Annotated in this window: 14 protein-coding genes; 8 read left to right on the forward strand and 6 right to left on the reverse strand. The window is 74.3% G+C overall.

Annotation, left to right across the window (positions count from 1 at the left end; translation table 11 throughout):
- Positions 1 to 22 precede the first annotated feature (22 nt).
- The gene (locus ACIRO3_RS08230) at positions 23 to 616 is read right to left on the reverse strand and encodes a histidine phosphatase family protein (RefSeq protein WP_404133804.1); all 594 of its coding nucleotides are present in this window, start codon (positions 614 to 616) and stop codon (positions 23 to 25) included.
- A gap of 426 nt (positions 617 to 1,042) precedes the next feature.
- Between ACIRO3_RS08230 and ACIRO3_RS08235 the strand changes: the two genes are divergently transcribed.
- The gene (locus tag ACIRO3_RS08235) at positions 1,043 to 1,741 is read left to right on the forward strand and encodes an RNA polymerase sigma factor (protein WP_404133807.1); all 699 of its coding nucleotides are present in this window, start codon (positions 1,043 to 1,045) and stop codon (positions 1,739 to 1,741) included.
- A gap of 106 nt (positions 1,742 to 1,847) precedes the next feature.
- Here the strand turns inward: ACIRO3_RS08235 and ACIRO3_RS08240 are convergent, their stop codons facing one another.
- Genes ACIRO3_RS08240 through ACIRO3_RS08250 form a run of 3 tightly spaced genes read right to left on the reverse strand, consistent with a single transcriptional unit; the run spans position 1,848 to position 5,948 of the window.
- Positions 1,848 to 2,891, reverse strand: coding sequence for a MerR family transcriptional regulator (locus ACIRO3_RS08240; RefSeq protein WP_404133810.1), 1,044 nt, complete (start codon positions 2,889 to 2,891; stop codon positions 1,848 to 1,850).
- Between the two features lie 36 nt (positions 2,892 to 2,927).
- Positions 2,928 to 4,301 carry a cryptochrome/photolyase family protein gene (locus ACIRO3_RS08245; protein ID WP_404133811.1) on the reverse strand — a complete coding sequence of 458 codons (1,374 nt, stop codon included), beginning with the start codon at positions 4,299 to 4,301 and terminating at the stop codon, positions 2,928 to 2,930.
- A 39-nt stretch (positions 4,302 to 4,340) separates the two neighbouring features.
- Positions 4,341 to 5,948 (reverse strand): SDR family oxidoreductase, encoded by a 1,608-nt coding sequence (locus ACIRO3_RS08250; RefSeq protein WP_404133814.1) that lies wholly within the window; start codon positions 5,946 to 5,948, stop codon positions 4,341 to 4,343.
- Positions 5,949 to 6,175: 227 nt separating this feature from the next.
- Between ACIRO3_RS08250 and ACIRO3_RS08255 the strand changes: the two genes are divergently transcribed.
- The 7 genes from ACIRO3_RS08255 to ACIRO3_RS08285 all read left to right on the forward strand — a co-directional run bounded on the left by ACIRO3_RS08255 (position 6,176) and on the right by ACIRO3_RS08285 (position 15,083).
- Positions 6,176 to 8,266 (forward strand): MMPL family transporter, encoded by a 2,091-nt coding sequence (locus ACIRO3_RS08255; protein ID WP_404134135.1) that lies wholly within the window; start codon positions 6,176 to 6,178, stop codon positions 8,264 to 8,266.
- Entirely contained in the window at positions 8,263 to 9,549 is a 1,287-nt protein-coding gene (locus ACIRO3_RS08260; protein ID WP_404133817.1) for an NAD(P)/FAD-dependent oxidoreductase, read from the forward strand. The genes ACIRO3_RS08255 and ACIRO3_RS08260 overlap by 4 nt, the downstream gene beginning before the upstream one ends.
- Positions 9,546 to 10,280, forward strand: a complete 735-nt coding sequence (locus tag ACIRO3_RS08265) for a DUF1365 domain-containing protein (RefSeq protein WP_404133820.1) — start codon at positions 9,546 to 9,548, stop codon at positions 10,278 to 10,280. Before ACIRO3_RS08260 ends, ACIRO3_RS08265 begins: the two co-directional genes overlap by 4 nt.
- 238 nt (positions 10,281 to 10,518) lie before the next feature.
- The gene (locus ACIRO3_RS08270) at positions 10,519 to 11,304 is read left to right on the forward strand and encodes a DUF1295 domain-containing protein (RefSeq protein WP_361778692.1); all 786 of its coding nucleotides are present in this window, start codon (positions 10,519 to 10,521) and stop codon (positions 11,302 to 11,304) included.
- A gap of 43 nt (positions 11,305 to 11,347) precedes the next feature.
- Positions 11,348 to 11,827 carry an Lrp/AsnC family transcriptional regulator gene (locus ACIRO3_RS08275; RefSeq protein ID WP_404133823.1) on the forward strand — a complete coding sequence of 160 codons (480 nt, stop codon included), beginning with the start codon at positions 11,348 to 11,350 and terminating at the stop codon, positions 11,825 to 11,827.
- Between the two features lie 46 nt (positions 11,828 to 11,873).
- On the forward strand, positions 11,874 to 12,551 hold the full coding sequence (locus ACIRO3_RS08280; RefSeq protein ID WP_365998972.1) for an HAD family phosphatase: 678 nt from the start codon (positions 11,874 to 11,876) through the stop codon (positions 12,549 to 12,551).
- A gap of 1,455 nt (positions 12,552 to 14,006) precedes the next feature.
- Positions 14,007 to 15,083 (forward strand): FAD-dependent oxidoreductase, encoded by a 1,077-nt coding sequence (locus ACIRO3_RS08285; RefSeq protein ID WP_404134137.1) that lies wholly within the window; start codon positions 14,007 to 14,009, stop codon positions 15,081 to 15,083.
- A 59-nt stretch (positions 15,084 to 15,142) separates the two neighbouring features.
- Here ACIRO3_RS08285 and ACIRO3_RS08290 read toward each other — a convergent pair whose 3' ends face one another.
- Both ACIRO3_RS08290 and mltG read right to left on the reverse strand, forming a co-directional pair.
- Entirely contained in the window at positions 15,143 to 15,406 is a 264-nt protein-coding gene (locus ACIRO3_RS08290; protein ID WP_404133826.1) for a hypothetical protein, read from the reverse strand.
- Between the two features lie 160 nt (positions 15,407 to 15,566).
- On the reverse strand, positions 15,567 to 16,448 hold the full coding sequence (mltG, locus tag ACIRO3_RS08295; RefSeq protein ID WP_404133829.1) for an endolytic transglycosylase MltG: 882 nt from the start codon (positions 16,446 to 16,448) through the stop codon (positions 15,567 to 15,569).
- Positions 16,449 to 16,507 lie beyond the last annotated feature (59 nt).

The raw sequence follows: 16,507 nt of genomic DNA on the forward strand, positions 1-16,507 counted from the left end.
TGGAGGGAGGGTCCGGGGCGGGTCAGGGCTTGGTGTTCCAGCCCGCGATGACCGGGAGTTCGTGCTCGGTCGACAGGAGGCTGACAGTCCCGGTGCGCAGCAGGAACAGCCGCCCCTCGGCCGGGGGCAGCCCGAGGTAGCGGGCCGTCAGCACCCGCAGGAAGTGGCCGTGGGCGACCACCACCACGTCGCCGCGGTCCTCCCGCAGCACCTCGGCGATCCGGGCGAGGGCGCGGTCCGCCCGGGCCCCGACCTGTTCGGCCTGCTCGCCGGGGTGCCCGGCGTCCCCGGGCGGGACCCCGTCGGTCCACAGCGACCAGGTCGGCCGGGTCTTGCGGATCTCGACGGTGGTCACGCCCTCGTAGCCGCCGTAGTCCCATTCGTGCAGGTCGGTGTCGGTGACGCCGCCGCTCAGCCCGGCGAGCCGGGCCGTGGCGACCGCGCGGCGCAGCGGGCTGGTCAGCACCAGGGCGGGTTGCCGGTCGAGGAAGAACGGGGCCAGGGAGATCGCCTCCTCGACGCCGCGCGCGGTCAGCGGTACGTCCGTCAGCCCGGTGTGTCGCCCGTTGGCGCTCCACTCCGTCTCACCGTGCCTCACCAGCATCAGGTCGCTCATCCCTCGGACGATAGTCGCTCCGGCATGTCGTCGCCGAAGTCGCCGGGCAGGCGTGTCACTGTCGGGCGTCATGGATGTGAGCACGTTCCACGCCCTTGTTCTCCACCACCTGTTTCACCCTTGCGCTCGCGGGTCTGGGATCCGGGCTTGCGCTTGCGCTTGCGGGTCCGGGATCCGGGCGGAGGTCCTGCTGCTGATCCTCCCGGTGGTGCCGGGGCACGCGCGGGTGTGGCGGTTCGCGGCGGGCGAGGGCCGGGCCGCGGCAGCCACCTGACAGAACGCGCGCCGCCCCTTCGGGCCTCCCTTCAGGGGCACCGGTCGGGCAGCCGGTCGGGGCCACGGATGGGGCACGGATCGGGGGCGGGGAAATCGATGCGTAAACGGTGCGACTTGGCCGGGGACCCTCCGGCTCGCGAGGCTCGGGGCATGGACGACCGGATGGACGACCAGACGTGGCGGCACGACCGGCGCACGCACCCGCGGGGTGAGCCCGGCGGGGGCGCGCCGGGTGCGTGGGGCACTTCGGTGTACGAAAGCGACGCGCCGGACGAGGCGCGCGTGGCGGCGGGTTTCGCGGCCGGGGACGAGTGCGCCATGGAGGCCGTCTACCGCCGGTGGCGCCCGATGGTGTACTCCCTGGCGCGCCGCTCGCTCGGCGACGACCGCGAGGCCGAGGACGTGACCCAGCAGGTGTTCCTGGCCGCCTGGCGCGGTCGCGGCGGCTACCGGCCGGGCCCCGGCGGGCTGGGGGCCTGGCTGACCGGGATCACCCGCCACAAGGTGGCCGACGCCCTGGAAGCGCGGACCCGGCGGGCGCGTGCGGTGGCGGCGGCCACCCGCGCCTTCCACGAGTTCGCCCGGTGGCCCGCGGTCTGCGACCGACCTGAGCCGGAGCAGGTCGTGGACCGGGTCGTGATCCTCGGGGAACTGGCCCGGCTGCCGGCGGCGCAGCAGCGCGTCCTGCGGCTGGCCTTCTACGGGGACCTGACCCAGAGCCAGATCGCGGACCGCACGGGACTGCCGCTGGGCACGGTCAAGAGCCACATGCGGCGGGCCCTGCGCGTCCTGCGCGCGTCGGTGGCGCCGACCGTGTCCGCCCGCACGCCGGAGACCGCGGGCAGGTGACCGCGGGCAGGTGACCGCCCGCGTCGCCGTCGCGGGCCCGTCGCACGGTTGACGGACCGCGACTTCGATCGGCGCGGGTGGCGCCCGCCGCAAGGACGGAGCCGCCCTACGCCCGCGCCCCGGTCGCCGGGCCCGTCCTGGTCGCCGGTTCGGGGTGGTCGGCGGAGCGCAGGGCGTTCTCGATGACGGTCAGGCCCGAGCGCAGGCCGAACAGCCGCTCGGTGCGCGGGTCCGGGGATCCCGTCCCCCACCCGGGTCCGGCGAGCAGCAGCGCCGAGTGTCCGCGCGCGCCGCGCAGCCCCCACTCGATGGCGGCCACCGAACGCACCAGGGCCCGGTCGGCGGTCGTCCGGGACTGGGACCACAGGACGGCCGCACGCGGGCCCGTGCGCCGGACGGCCTCGTGCAGGGCCTCGGCGGGCAGGGCGGCCCCGAACATCCGCACGGGCAGGCCCCGTTCGCCGAGCACGGCGGCCAGCGCCTCCATCGGCAGGGTGTGCTGCTCCCCCGGCGCGCACGCCAACAGCACGGAGGGGGAGCGCAGTTTTTCCGCGGCCGGCCGTACCCGGCGCAGCGCGCACGAGACGTGCCAGGAGAGCAGGTGCTCCACCTCCACGTAACGTTCCCCGGCCGAGGCCCACTTGCGGCCGACCGCGTGCAGGGTCGGCGCGATGATCTCCTCCCACGCGGTGACCAGGCCGTGTTCCGCGACGGCGGAATCCAGCAGTTGTTCCACCGCGGGGGCGTCGAGTCGTACGGCGGCCCGGGCGAGTCCCCTGCACTCCGGGCGGACCTCGCCGAGCGGGAGCGCGTTGGGGCCGCCCGGCGCCGCGGTCGGCTCCGCCGCCGCCGGCTCGGGGGCGGCGGAGCCGCCGGGCGCCGCGCCGACGGCGGCCCGGGCGGCCTCGGAGGGGGGCACGCCCTGGGCGGTCAGCCGGCACATCAGCTCCAGTCGGGCGATGTCCTCGGCGGTCCAGCGGCGGTGCCGGCCGTCCTCGCGGCGCGCGGGGCCGATGGCGTACCGGCGCTCCCAGGACCGCAGGGTGGTGGGCGACACCCCCAGGCGCCGGGCCACGGCGCCGGTGCTCAGCGCCGCCGCGGGCAGTTCCGGGGGGTGGTCGTGGGGTGGGTGGGGCGGCACGGGGTCCACCCGCTCACGATACGACGAGGTCACGCGGGGCGGCTGTCATTCGATTCCCCGTCCGTGCCGGAAGCGGGCGAGCGCGTCCGGGAGCTCGACCAGCGGGTCCGGATAGTCGAAGCGCGCCCGTTCCGGGCCGGTCAGCCGCCAGGGTTCGTGCACCCGGGGTGCGGGGAGGTCGGCGAGTTCGGGGACCCAGCGGTGCACGTAGGCGCCGTCGGGGTCGTAGCGCAGTCCCTGTCGGACCGGGTTCAGGACCCGGTTGGGTCGGGTGTCGGTGCCCGTGCCGGCCACCCACTGCCAGTTGAGCTGGTTGTTGGCGAGGTCCCCGTCCACGAGGAGGTCGAGGAAGTGTCGGGCGCCGACCCGCCAGTCCACGTACAGGGTCTTGGCGAGGAAGCTCGCGGCCAACAGCCGGCCGCGGTTGTGCATCCAGCCCTCGTGGCCGAGCTGGCGCATGGCCGCGTCGACCACGGGATAGCCCGTGCGGCCCTCCTTCCAGGCCTGGACCTCCTCCTCGGCCGCGGCGCCGGTGCGCCAGTGGTCGCGGCGGGCGCGGTAGTCCTCGGCCGCGGCGGCGGGGCGGGCGGCCAGCACCTGGTGGTGGAAGTCGCGCCAGCACAGCTGCCGGACGAAGGCCTCGGCGCCCGGGCCGCCGACGGCTCGGGAGCGTTGGACGGCCTCGACGGGCGAGAGCGTGCCGAAGTGCAGGTGCGGGGAGAGCCGGGAGGTGGCGTCGCCGGCGAGGTCGTCGTGGGTGTCCTCGTAGCGGGCGACGCCGTCGTTCAGCCAACTGGTGAGCAGTCGCCGGGCCTCGCGCTCGCCGCCGTCCGCCAGGCCCGGGGAGACCCCGGTGACGGCGGTGCGCTCGGGCAGCGCTTCGGAGTCGATGTCCTCGGGGACCCGGACCGTGCGGGGGGCCGCGGCCGTCGGGCGCGGGGGCAGTTCGCTCCAGCGGCGCAGGTACGGGGTGAAGACGGCGAAGTGGTCGCCGCCGGCGGGCCGCACGGCGCCCGGGGCGACCGCCGTGATCACCGCGTCGTGGACGTACAGCCGGCGGCCCTCGGCCTCCAGGGCCGCGCGCAGTCGTTCCTCGCGGGCGTGGGCGTACGCGCTGACCCCGGCCGCCATGTGCACCTCGTCGGCGTCCGCCTCCCGTACGACGGCGCACACCCGGTCGACGGCGTCCCCGGAACGGACCACGAGGCGTCCACCGCGTTCGCGCAGCCCGGCGTCGAGCGCGGCGAGGCAGTCGGCGAGGAAGGCCGACCGGTTGGGCGCGGCGAATCCGGCCGCCTCGATGGCCCGGTCGCGGACGAAGAGCGGTACGACCCGGTCGCAGGAGGACATCGCCGCGCGCAGCGGCGGGTGATCGTGCAGGCGCAGGTCCGAGGTGTACAGGACCACCGCGACGTTCATGGGTTCTCGTCTCCGCGTCAGGGCCGTGGGGGACGGTTGTCATGGGGTGCTTCGGCGCCCCGGGCCGGATCGGATGCGCTCCGGCCCGCCGGCCGCCCGGCCGGGGGCCTGCCGCTCGGCGGCCCGGGCGATGTTGCGCGCCATGCCGCCGAAGACCACGGCGTGGAAGGGCGAGACGCTCCACCAGTACATGTGCCCGAGCAGCCCGTGCGGGTGGAACAGGGCGCGTTGGCGGTAGCGGGAGCGCGCGGGCGTGGCCGTCCGTTCCCGCCGATGGTCGGTGTCGGTGTCGGTGTCGGCGGGGGGCGCGGGGGTGTCCGGGTCCGGGTCCGCGCGCAGTTCCAGCCAGGCGAGTCCCGGCAGCCGCATCTCGGCGCGCAACCGCAGCAGCCGTCCCGGTTCGATCTCCTCCACGCGCCAGAAGTCGAGCGAGTCGCCCACCCTCAGTCGGGACGCGTCGCGCCGGCCGCGCCGGATGCCGACCCCGCCGACGAGCCGGTCCAGCCAGCCGCGTACCGCCCAGGCCAGGGGGAAGGAGTACCAGCCGTTCTCCCCGCCGATCCCCTCCACCACCCGCCACAGCGCGGCGGGCGAGGCCTCCACGTCCAGTTCCCGGTTGTCCTCGTACAGGCTGCCGCCGGCCCAGTCGGGGTCGGTCGGCAGCGGGTCGCTGGGGGCGCCGGGCAGGGAGGCGGAGGACCAGCGGGTGACCACGTTGGCGTCGCGGACCCGCTGGAGGGCGAGGACGAGGGCCTGGTCGAAGCCGATCGGCGTGCCGGGCGGGTCGGTGACGTACGCGGCGATGTCGTGTTCCTCGCACACCACCTCGTGGCGCAGGGATTCGGCGAGCGGTCGGGCGAGGCGCCGGGGCACCGGGGTGACCAGCCCGATCCAGTGGCTGGACAGTCGCGGGGTGAGCATCGGGACGCGCAGGATGAGCCGTTTGGGGAGCTCCGCCACGGAGGCGTAGCGGCGCATCATCTCCTCGTAGGTGACCACGTCCGGGCCCCCGATGTCGAAGGTCCGGCTGACGTCGGGCGCCATCGTGGCGCTGCCGACGAGATAGCGCAGGACGTCGCGGACGGCGATCGGCTGGCAGCGGGTGCCGACCCAGCTCGGGGTGACCATGACGGGCAGCCGCTCGGTGAGGTAGCGCAGCATCTCGAAGGAGGCCGAGCCGGATCCGATGATGACGGCGGCGCGCAGCACGGTGGCCGGGACGGCGGAGGCGAGGAAGATCTCCCCGACCTCGGCGCGGGAGCGCAGGTGCGTGGAGAGTTCCCGGACGGGGATCCCGGTGGGGGTGAGACCGCCCAGGTAGACGATCCGCCGGACGCCGGCCGCGTGGGCCTGCTCGGCGAAGATCCGGGCGGCGGCGCGGTCGCGGTCCTCGAAGCCGGAACCGGTGCCGAGGGAGTGGACGAGGTAGTAGGCCACGTCGATGTCGCGCAGGGCCTCGCCCACCGATCGCGGGTCGATGACGTCGCCGCGCACCACCTCGGCCCGGCCGGCCCAGGGGTGGTCGCGCAGTTTCTCCGGGGAGCGGGCCAGGCAGCGCACGTGGTGGCCGGCGTCGAGGAGTTCGGGCACCAGTCGGCCGCCGATGTAGCCGGTGGCCCCGGTGACCAGACATCGCAGGCTTGTCATGACGCGTCTCCGCTCCTGGTGGTCCCGGTCCGGGACCTCGTACGGGAGATCTCGTGGGATGCCGGGAGATCTCGTGGTCGTGACCTCACAGGGGATTCGACCCGGGCGACGTGATCGGATGCGCCCTCGCCCGAACGGCGCATCCGAATGACGTGTCCCGGCCGAAAGGTGATCCAGAAGGCCCGTCCACCACCTCAGCACAGACTGACCTCATGTCCGGGAGTGCCATGCGCCCGTCTCCGCGGATCACCCGCCTGGTGATTCCGATCCTGTTGTTGCTCGGCTGGCTCGCCGTCGGCGGGGTGCTCGGCCCGTACGCGGGCAAGCTCGGCGAGGTCGCCACCAACGACCAGGCCGCCTTCCTGCCCCGCAGCGCCGAGTCCACCCGGGTGGTGGAGGCGCAGCGGGCCCTGCGGCAGGCCGAGTCGCTGCCCGCGATCGTGGTGTGGACCGCCTCGGACGGCGGGCGGATCGCCCCCGCCCTCCAGGGCTCGGCGAGCGCCGCGCTGGCCTCGCTGACCGGCGGTGAGGGGCTCGCGGGTCCGTCCTCCCCGGCCGTGCCCTCACGGGACGGGCAGGCGCTGCGGGGGGTCGTGCCGCTGCGTCCGGACCTCGGCGACGGTTTGACGGACGTACTGGAGCGGGTGCGGGGGGCGGCGGGGAAGGTGCCGGGCACCACGGTGTCGATCGCCGGGCCGGCCGCCACCCAGGCGGATCTCGGGGACGCCTTCGCGGGTATCGACGGGCTGCTGTTGGGGGTGGCGCTGGCGACGGTCCTGGTGATCCTGCTCGTCGTCTACCGCAGTGTGTTGCTGCCCCTGATCGTGGTCTTCGGCGCGGTCCTCGCCCTCGGCCTGGCCTGCGCGATCGTGTACGCGTTGGCCGATCGCGGGCTGGTCCGGGTGGACGGCCAGGTGCAGGGCATCCTGTCGATCCTGGTCATCGGCGCCGCGACGGACTACGCGTTGTTGCTGACCGCCCGGTTCCGGGAGGAGCTCGGGACGGAGCCCGACCGGTTCGCGGCGATGCGGGCCGCGTGGCGGCGCACGCTGGGTCCGGTCCTCGCGAGCGCCGCCACCGTCGCGCTGGGCCTGCTGGCGCTCCTGCTGAGCGATCTGACCAACAACCGGGCGCTGGGCCCGGTGGGAGCGATCGGCATCGGCTGCGCGGTGCTCGCCGCGTTGACGTTCCTGCCCGCCGCGCTGGTCCTGTCGGGGCGGGCCGCCTACTGGCCGGCCCGACCGAAGGCCTCCGACGCCGCGCATCCCGTCTGGACCCGGGTGGCCGCGCTGGTGGACCGGGCGCCGCGCCGGGTGTGGGGGCTGAGCCTGGCCGGGCTGCTGGCCTGCGCGGCCTTCTCCCCGCTGCTGGTCTCCAAGGGGGTTCCGCTCGACGAGATCTTCGTGAACGACGCCCCGTCGGTGTCGGCGCAGGCCACGCTGGGGCGGCATTTCCCGGGCGGCGCGGGCAACCCCGCCGTGGTGATCGCGGACGCGGACCGGGCCCCGCGGGTGGTGGCGGCCGCGCGGGCCACCGAGGGCGTGGCCGACGCGGCGCCGTCGGGCGCCCCCGGCCCCGGCGGCCGGGTCCGGATCGACGCGACCCTGGACGACGCGGCCGACAGCGACGCCGCCAAGGAGACGGTGGGCCGGTTGCGGACCGCCGTGCACGCGGTTGCGGGCGCGGACGCGCTGGTCGGCGGGTACACCGCGCAGCAGTACGACACCCAGCGGACGGCGGCCCACGACCGCGCCCTGATCGTGCCGGTGGTGCTCGGGATCATCCTGGTGATCCTGGCGGGGTTGTTGCGCTCGCTGGTGATGCCCCTGCTGCTGGTGGCGACGGTCGCGCTGAACTTCCTCGCCACGCTCGGCGTGTCCGCGCTCGTCTTCCGGGGCGTGTTCGGGTTCAGCGGGACGGACTCCTCGGTCCCGTTGTACGGGTTCGTGTTCCTGGTCGCGCTCGGGGTGGACTACAACATCTTCCTGATGTCCCGGGTCCGCGAGGAGACGGTGGCGCACGGTCACCGCGAGGGCATCAGGCGCGGTCTTACCTCCACCGGCGGGGTGATCACCTCGGCGGGCGTGGTCCTCGCGGCGACCTTCGCCGCACTGGGGGTTATCCCGCTCGCCTTCCTGACGCAGATCGCCTTCATCGTGGCCTTCGGCGTCCTGCTGGACACCCTGATCGTGCGTTCGCTGCTGGTTCCGGCCCTGGTCAGGGACATCGGACCGAAATCCTGGTGGCCCGGTTCGCCCTCGGACACATCCGGGCACCCCTCCGGCTCCGAAGTACCGGTCAAGGAGGCGACACGATGAGCGAGCGAGGACGATCACGACCGCGTACGGCCGTGGTCGGCGGGGGTGTCTCGGGGCTGACGGCGGCGTACGTGCTGGCGCGTTCCCACGAGGTGACCCTGTACGAGGCCGACGAGCGGCTGGGCGGGCACGCCCACACCCATGAGCTGAAGGGGACGGACGGCGAGACCCGCTCGGTGGACTCCGGGTTCATCGTGCACAACGACCGCACCTACCCTCATCTGCTGCGCCTCTTCCGTGAGTTGGGGGTGACCACCCGGCCGACGACGATGAGCCTGTCGGTGCACTGCGAGGGCTGTGGGCTGGAGTACGCGGGGGCGCGCGGTGCGCGCGGGCTGTTCGCACAGCCGCGGGCCGCGGCGAACCTCGCCTACCTGCGGATGCTGGCCCAGGTGCCGGCCTTCCACCGGAAGGCCCGCCGGTTGCTGGCGACCCCGTCGGTCGGGCCCGAGATCACGCTGGCCCGGTTCCTGCGACAGGGCCGCTTCGGGGCGTACTTCACCGGGCACTTCGCGATCCCGCTGGTGGCCTCGGTGTGGTCCTGCCCGCCGGACACCGCGCTGCGCCACCCCGCCCGCTACCTGTTCCGCTTCCTCGCCCATCACGGGCTGCTGTCGGTGGGCGGGTCACCGAACTGGCGTACGGTCGAGGGTGGTTCGGCGCGCTACGTGGAGCTGCTGCGGGACCGGCTCGGTACGGGATCGGTCCGCGTGGGCACCCCCGTACGGGCTCTCGCCCGCACCGCGGAGGGCGTCCGGATCACCACCGCGGACGGGACCTCGACGGGGTACGACTCGGTGGTCGTCGCCGTCCACGCCGATCAGGCGCTGCGGCTGCTGGCCGATCCCTCGGACGCCGAACGCGAGGCGCTGGGCGCGTTCGGCTACTCCCGCAACCGGACCGTGCTGCACACCGACGCCTCGGTGCTGCCGCGTGCGGCGGGGGCCCGGGGCTGCTGGAACTACCGGCTGTCCGGTTGTCGTCCCCAGGACGCTCACGTACGGGTCAGTTACGACATGAACCGGCTCCAGGGACTGGACGCGCCGGAGCCGTACGTGGTCACGCTCAACGCCGACGACCGGGTCCGCCCGGACCTGGTCCTGGCCGAGATGGACTACGAACACCCCGTCTACACCCCGGAGTCGGTGGCCGCGCAGCGCCTGCTGCCCGCACTGTCCGGCCCGGTGACGGCCTACGCCGGGGCGTACCACGGCTGGGGCTTCCACGAGGACGGTTGCCGCTCGGGCGTGGAGGCGGCGGCGGCGCTGGGGGTGAGCTGGTGAAACCCCGTCTGTACGAGGCCGACATACGACACGTGCGGGCCGGCGGGCACTCGTACGGGCTGCGCCACCGCTCGTACCTGTGGCTGGTCGACCTCGACCACCTCCCCCGCCTTCCGGGCCCGTTGCGGCAGCTGGCGCACTTCGACGCGCGGGATCACTTCGGCGGCGGGTCGACGACCATCCGCGCCGGGCTCGACCGCTTCCTGGTCGCGCGGGGCGCGGCGCTGCCCGCCGGTTCACGGGTGTCGATGCTCGCGCACGCCCGCGTGTTCGGGTACGTGTTCAACCCGATCTCTGTGTACTGGTGCCACGGCCCCGACGGGGAGCTGCGCCACGTGGTCGCCGAGGTGCACAACACGTACGGGGAGCGGCACTGCTACCTGCTCGGCCCGGAGGCCGCGCGGGGCACGGCCCGGGCGGCGAAGGAGTTCCACGTCTCCCCGTTCCTCGACGTGGACGGCGGCTACCGGATGCGTCTGCCCGAACCGGACGAGCGGCTCGCCCTGATGGTGCAGCTCGCCGGCGGGGCCGACGGCGCCCGACTGACGGCGACCGTGCGGGGGGAACGCAGGCCCGCCGGCGCGTGGGGCGTCGTACGGGCCTCGCTGCGCCATCCCTGGTCCACCGCCGCGGTGGCGGCGGGCATCCGCTTCCACGGCATCCGGCTGTGGCTGCGCGGCCTGCCGGTGCGGCCGCGCCCCCGACACGTACCCCAGGAGGGGTTGCGGTGAGCACGGTGACGCTCCCGGCGGTGCCGAAGCCGCCCCGGACACGGGCGGCCGGGGGGCGGCCGCCGACCGGGCGGGCCTTGGACCGGCTGCCACTCCAGGTCCGGACGGGGCCCGGGGAGCTCCTCGGCAGGGGCGGTCCGGCCATGGCGGGACACGCGACGGGGCTGATCCCGGCGCCGTCGCAGGGGCCGCGCGGTCCCCACCGCGTCCTGCTGACGGCCCCGGACGGCGGTGCCCGGTGAACTGGGGGGCCTTCGGGGTCAACCTGGCGGTCTCGGCCGGGGTCGCGCTCGCCGTCCTGCTGATCACCTTCGCGGTGGGCGTCCGGCGCGGGACGCACCGGGTGGTCGACGTGGCCTGGGGCCTGGCGTTCGCCGCCGTGGCGGTCACCACGTACGGGATGTCGGACGGCCGGCAGCCGCTCACGGCCGCCCTGACGGTCCTGTGGGGCCTGCGTCTGGCCGGGCACATCGCGTGGCGGGGCCGCGGACACGGGGAGGACCCCAGGTACGAGCGGATGCTGGCCAAGGCCCCGGGCGACCCGCGGCTGTACGCGCTGCGCGTGGTGTACCTGTCGCAGGCGGCGCTGGTGTGGCTGGTCTCCCTGCCCGTCCAGGCCGGCCCGTACGCAACCGACGGCCCGGCAACGCCGGCGGTGGCGGCGGGCACCGCGCTGTGGTTGTGCGGGATCACCTTCGAAGCGGTGGGCGACCACCAGCTGGCGCGGTTCAAGGCGGACCCGGCGAACCGGGGCCGGATCATGGACCGGGGCCTGTGGTCGTGGACCCGGCACCCGAACTACTTCGGCGACTTCTGTGTGTGGTGGGGCCTGTCGCTGACCGCGTGGGGGACCTGGCCGGCGTTCGGCGTGTCGGTGATCGGCCCGCTCGTGATGTCGTACCTGCTGATCGCGGGCAGCGGCAAGCGCCTCCTGGAACGCCACATGGCCGACCGCCCGGGCTACGCCGCCTACCGGGCCCGCACCAGCGGCTTCCTCCCCCGGCCACCGCGCCGCACCGGGTGAGTGTCCGAGCCCGTGGGGCGCGGCGGGCCGCTACCCTCACGGCATGGCGGTGGACGAACTCGACACCCGAATCCTGCGCCTGCTGATCGAGCAGCCGCGCACCAGCGTCCGGGAGTACGCCCGGCTCCTCGGCGTGGCGCGCGGCACCCTCCAGGCCCGGCTGGACCGACTGGAGCGCACCGGGGTGATCACGGGCACGGGCCCCGTGCTCTCCCCCGCGGCCCTCGGCCATCCGGTGCTGGCCTTCGTCCACATCGAGGTCACCCAGGGGCACCTGGACGAGGTCGGGGACGCCCTCTCGGCGGTGCCGGAGATCATCGAGGCCTTCTCCATCACCGGTGGCGGCGATCTGCTGACCCGGGTCGCGGCTCGGGACAACGCGCACCTGGAGGACGTCATCCAGCGGCTGATCCGACTTCCGGGCGTGGTCCGCACCCGGACGGAGGTCGCGCTGCGTGAACGGGTCGCCCACCGACTGTTGCCACTGGTGGAGGCCGTGGGACGAGCAGCGGACAAACCCTGACAAGATGGTGGAGACACGCACACGACCGGCAGGACGGGCACAGCGGATGATCTCCGTCATATTCGATCTCGACGGCACCCTCGTGGACAGCGAGCCGAACTACTACGAGTCCGGGCGCCGCACCCTGGAGCGCCACGGAATCCCCGATTTCACCTGGGAACAACACGCGCGCTTCATCGGCATCGGCACGCTGGAGACCCTGGAGATCCTCAAGGAGCGCCACGCGCTCCGGGCCCCGGTGGAACAACTGCTCGCGGAGCAGAACGCCGCCTATCTGGAGCTGGCCCGCGCCGAGACCGAGGTCTTCCCCGAGATGCGCAAGTTCGTCGAGCGGCTGCACTGCGAGGGCGTCCCGATGGCGGTCGCCTCCGGTTCCTCGCTGGAGGCGATCGACACGGTGCTGGCCGGGACCGGGCTGGACGCGCTGCTGACGACGGTGGTGTCCGCCGAGGAGGTGCCGCACGGCAAGCCCGCGCCGGACGTGTTCCTGGAGGCCGCGCGCCGGCTCGGGGCCGAACCGGCCGACTGCGTGGTCGTCGAGGACGCCGCGCCGGGCGTGCGGGCCGCGCACGCCGCCGGGATGGAGTGCCTGGCCGTGCCGTACGCGCCGATCGCCGCCGGGGACCCGGCCTTCACGACGGCCGGGCTGCTCTTCCGGGGCGGTCGCGGCGAATTCAGCGCGGACACCGCCTACGAGTGGCTGGGCGAACACCGGGCCGCCTGATCGGGGACCTGCCCCCGGGAACTGCCCCTTCGGGGCGGTGCGCCCACCTACGGTCGTCCCGGTACAGGACAGCGGTGGAACCTCCGCCGCCCCACACCGGGAGAGGCCCATGAAGACGAACAAGAAGCCGGCGGCCGGCGGCGCCGCGATCGTGCCGGCCGCGGGCATCGCCATCACGGCGGTCGGCGCGGCCAACGCGGCGCCCGCCCCGACGGAGCGCATCACCTCCGTGAGCGGGCTGCACGAGAGCCTCGCGCAGGCCGCTCACGGAGGAGCAGGCCCTCGGACTCCAGGGCACCATCGGCGGGCCCGTCGGCCGCGAGGCGCTGGAATCGCATGCCGCGATCGACGGCTGACGGGCGGGTGAGCACCGTGGGATCCGACCTCACAGGGGCCGCGCCGGAGGCGGGCGCGCCGACGGCCGCGCCGGCCACGTGGTGTCCGAGCGGTGAGGCCCGGGCGCCCGAGTCCGTCGTCCTCGGGTCCGCTCCGCGGCGGCCGGGCGGGTGACCTACCCCGCGGACCCGGTTCCGGCGTCGGAGGTACTCGGCTCGATTCCCGCGGGGATCGAGCCGACGCGGGTACTGCGCTTCGCCTCGCACTGCGTCTCGAACTGCGTCTCGAACTGCGTCAATCGACGGATACGGACTGCGCCCCGGTCGATCGGGTCCTGGCGCTGCCGCCGGCGGCCGACTCCCGCGCCGTCCCGCGGTGCCACCTCCGTTCCCGGTGCCAGTGGTGGCAGCAGACGGGGGTGGACGCCTGCCACCGTTGCCCGGCGATCACCACCGCCACCTTCCGGGAGGACGAACTCGCGACCCTGGTCGCCGATCCGAGCACCACACCCGAGCAACTCGCCTCCTGGATCGCGGCATCCGCCTGGTCCCGGCCCCCGTGCCACCACCGCCGCCAGTCGGCGCAAGCGCGAACTCCCCCTCATCCGGCGAAGTTCGCGCTCTTCGGCGTGGACCCGGAGCGTTCTGCGCGGTGGTCGCTCCGTACCGCGTCGAGGGCCCGGGCGTCCCGCCCACGGAGACGACCGGTCCAGTGCGCGAGACACCATTGAGCGAGTCGGTGGGCCGGCAGCGGATGCTCGCCCTGCACGGCGGCTCGCGGGACAAGCTGGAGATCGCCCCGAACCTGTGGGCGGGCGTGGGCCTGGTCCGGGGCGGCGCCGGTACCGCCCTGGTCGGCAGCCACGGTGATGTGGCGGACCGGATCGAGGAGTACCACGCCCTCGGGATCGAGCACTTCGTCCTGTCGGGCTATCCCCACCTGGAGGAGGCCTACTGGTTCGGGGAGGGCGTGACCCCGGAACTCGCGTCCCGCGGGCTGCTCGCCTCTGACCCGGGGCCGAGGGAGAGGCCCCCTGCGCCACGCACGCGAGCGCGCCGCCCGCGGCACACCGGGAAGATCCCCGGGCCGCCGCGGGTTGGTGGAAGCGTGAACGAACTCGTGGAGCGGGAAGCGGCGGCGGTCGACGTGGTGGTCGTCGGCGCCGGGCAGGCGGGCCTGTCCGGCGCCTACCACTTGGCCCGGGCCGGCATCGACCACGTGGTCCTGGACCACGCGCCGCGGCCGGGGGGAGCCTGGCAGTTCCGCCGGCCGTCCCTCACCTACGGCAAGGTGCACGGCATGCACGCGCTGCCCGGCATGGAGCTCACGGACGCGGACCCGCTGCGACCCTCCTCCGAGGTCATCGGAGAGTACTTCGCCGCGTACGAGGAGCGCTTCGGGATACGGGTGCGCCGGCCCGTGGACGTGAGCGCCGTGCGCGAGGGAAGCGCAGGCCGGCTGCTGGTGGAATCCACGTCCGGCAGCTGGGCACCGCGGGCCCTGATCAACGCCACCGGCACCTGGGACCGGCCGTTCTGGCCCCGCTACCCCGGCCAGGAGACCTTCCGCGGCCGCCAACTGCACACCGCGAACTACCCGGGGCCGCAGGAGTTCGCGGGAGCCCGGGTCGTCGTCGTGGGCGGTGGCACCTCGGCCGTACAACACCTGCTGGAGGTGTCCGAGGTGGCGGCGCGGACCACGTGGGTGACCCGCCGGCCGCCGGTGTTCCGCGACCGCGACTTCGGCGAGTCCGCCGGGCGGGCGGCGGTCGCGCTGGTGGAGGAGCGGGTCCGCCGGGGCCTGCCGCCGCAGAGCGTGGTCAGTGTGACGGGCCTGGCGCTGACCGACGCCGTCCGGGCGGGGCTCGCCTCCGGGGTCCTGGACCGCCGGCCCATGTTCGACGCAATCACCCCGAGCGGGGTGGCGTGGGCGGACGGGCGGCACGAGGACGCCGACGTGATCCTCTGGGCGACCGGCTTCCGGGCCGCCGTCGACCACCTGGCCCCCCTGCACCTGCGCGAGCCGGGCGGCGGGATCCGCGTCGAAGGCACCAGGGCGGTCCGCGACGAACGGATCCACCTCGTCGGCTACGGTCCGTCGGCGTCGACCATCGGGGCGAACCGGGCCGGCGGCGCGGCGGTCCGCGAGATCCGCCGCCTCCTGGCCCGGGAACCCGTCGAAGCGGGCCGCGCCTGATCAGCTGTACGTGCTCGGGGCGTGGCCGGCCTCCGGGCGGGTGCACGCGGACGGCCCGGTCAGCACCTCCGGTGCCACCACGCCAACCCCGGATCCGCCGCGGGCTCGTGGTGCGTGCGCCTGAGCAGCACCGCGTCCAAGGGGTCGATCCGCGCCCGGAGTTCGGCGGCGGACCTCGGCGGCAGCATGAACAGCGCCTCGCGCAGCGTGTCCCGGGCCCAGCCCTCGCCGCAGCACGGGCGGGTGAACTCGGCCTCCCACGGCCTCCACCGGCGTCGGGTGCCGCGGACGCGCACGGACCACACGCTCAACGCCGCTGCCACGACTCCCGGAGACAACCGATCCCGCGCGGACGGCGGCGTTCGCCGCCCCCGACAGTCCAGGGACGTCGCGATGGCGCATCCAGGGGCTTCCCCGGCCGCGTTGCGACCCGGCCCCGAGAACCCTTACGAAACCCCCACGAGAATCCCCCCCGAGGAACGGCTAGGGCGCGGGGTCGGCATCGCGTCCGGGAGGCGCCGCCTCGGCCCGGCCGGCCTCCGCCCGCGCGCGTAGCCGGTTGAAGTCCGCGACGTGCTTCTTGTGTTCCTCGTACGTCGTGGAGAAGCGGGTGTCCCCCGGTTTCACCGTGACGAAGAACAGCCAGTCCCCGGGGGTCGGGGCGACGGCCGCCGCCATGGCCTCCAGGCCGGGGCTGTTGATCGGCGTCGGCGGCAGACCCTGACGCTCGTACGTGTTGAAGGGGCTGTCGATCTTCGTCTCGCTCAGTTTGGTGTCCACCGTGCTGCGGTTCAGCGCGTAGTTGATGGTGGAGTCCATCTGGAGCGGCATCGACTTCGCCAGTCGGTTGTGCACCACCCGCGCGACCTTGCCCATGTCGGCCGGGTTGTCGGCCTCCGCTTCGATGATGCTGGCGAGGGTGGCCGTCTGGTAGGGAGTCATCCCGTGGGCCGTGGCGCCGTCCGCGACGGCTTTGGTGGCCAACTTCCCGTTCGCCGTCCGCACCATGTACGCGAGCACCGAGGCCGGGGTGGACTTCGAGGTCACCGGGTAGGTCGCCGGGAAGAGATAGCCCTCCGGGTTGCCCTTCGCCTCCGGGGGGAGGGCGAGGCCGGCCGTGGCGACCGCCGACTTCGTGGATCCCGCCGGGAGTTTGAGTGCGCTGTCCACGGCGGCGTAGACCTGTACGGCCCGCCGGCCTTCGGGAATCAGCAACTGACGTGGCTTCTCCGGCACTTCCTCAGCCGGCAGCAGCGGAATCAGGATCGCGATCCCGAGCCCGAGCAGCGTGCCGAAGAGGAGCGCCAGCCTGCCCCGGCGGGTGAGCCGGGGGTGGCGCTGGGGCGGCAGATCTTCATGACGCATAGCGGCACGTTAACCCGCGAACTGATACATGTCCGTCATCTCACCCCCGTTCCGGTCAT

The organism is Streptomyces sp. NPDC102278 (assembly GCF_044766345.1).
Taxonomy (GTDB): domain Bacteria; phylum Actinomycetota; class Actinomycetes; order Streptomycetales; family Streptomycetaceae; genus Streptomyces.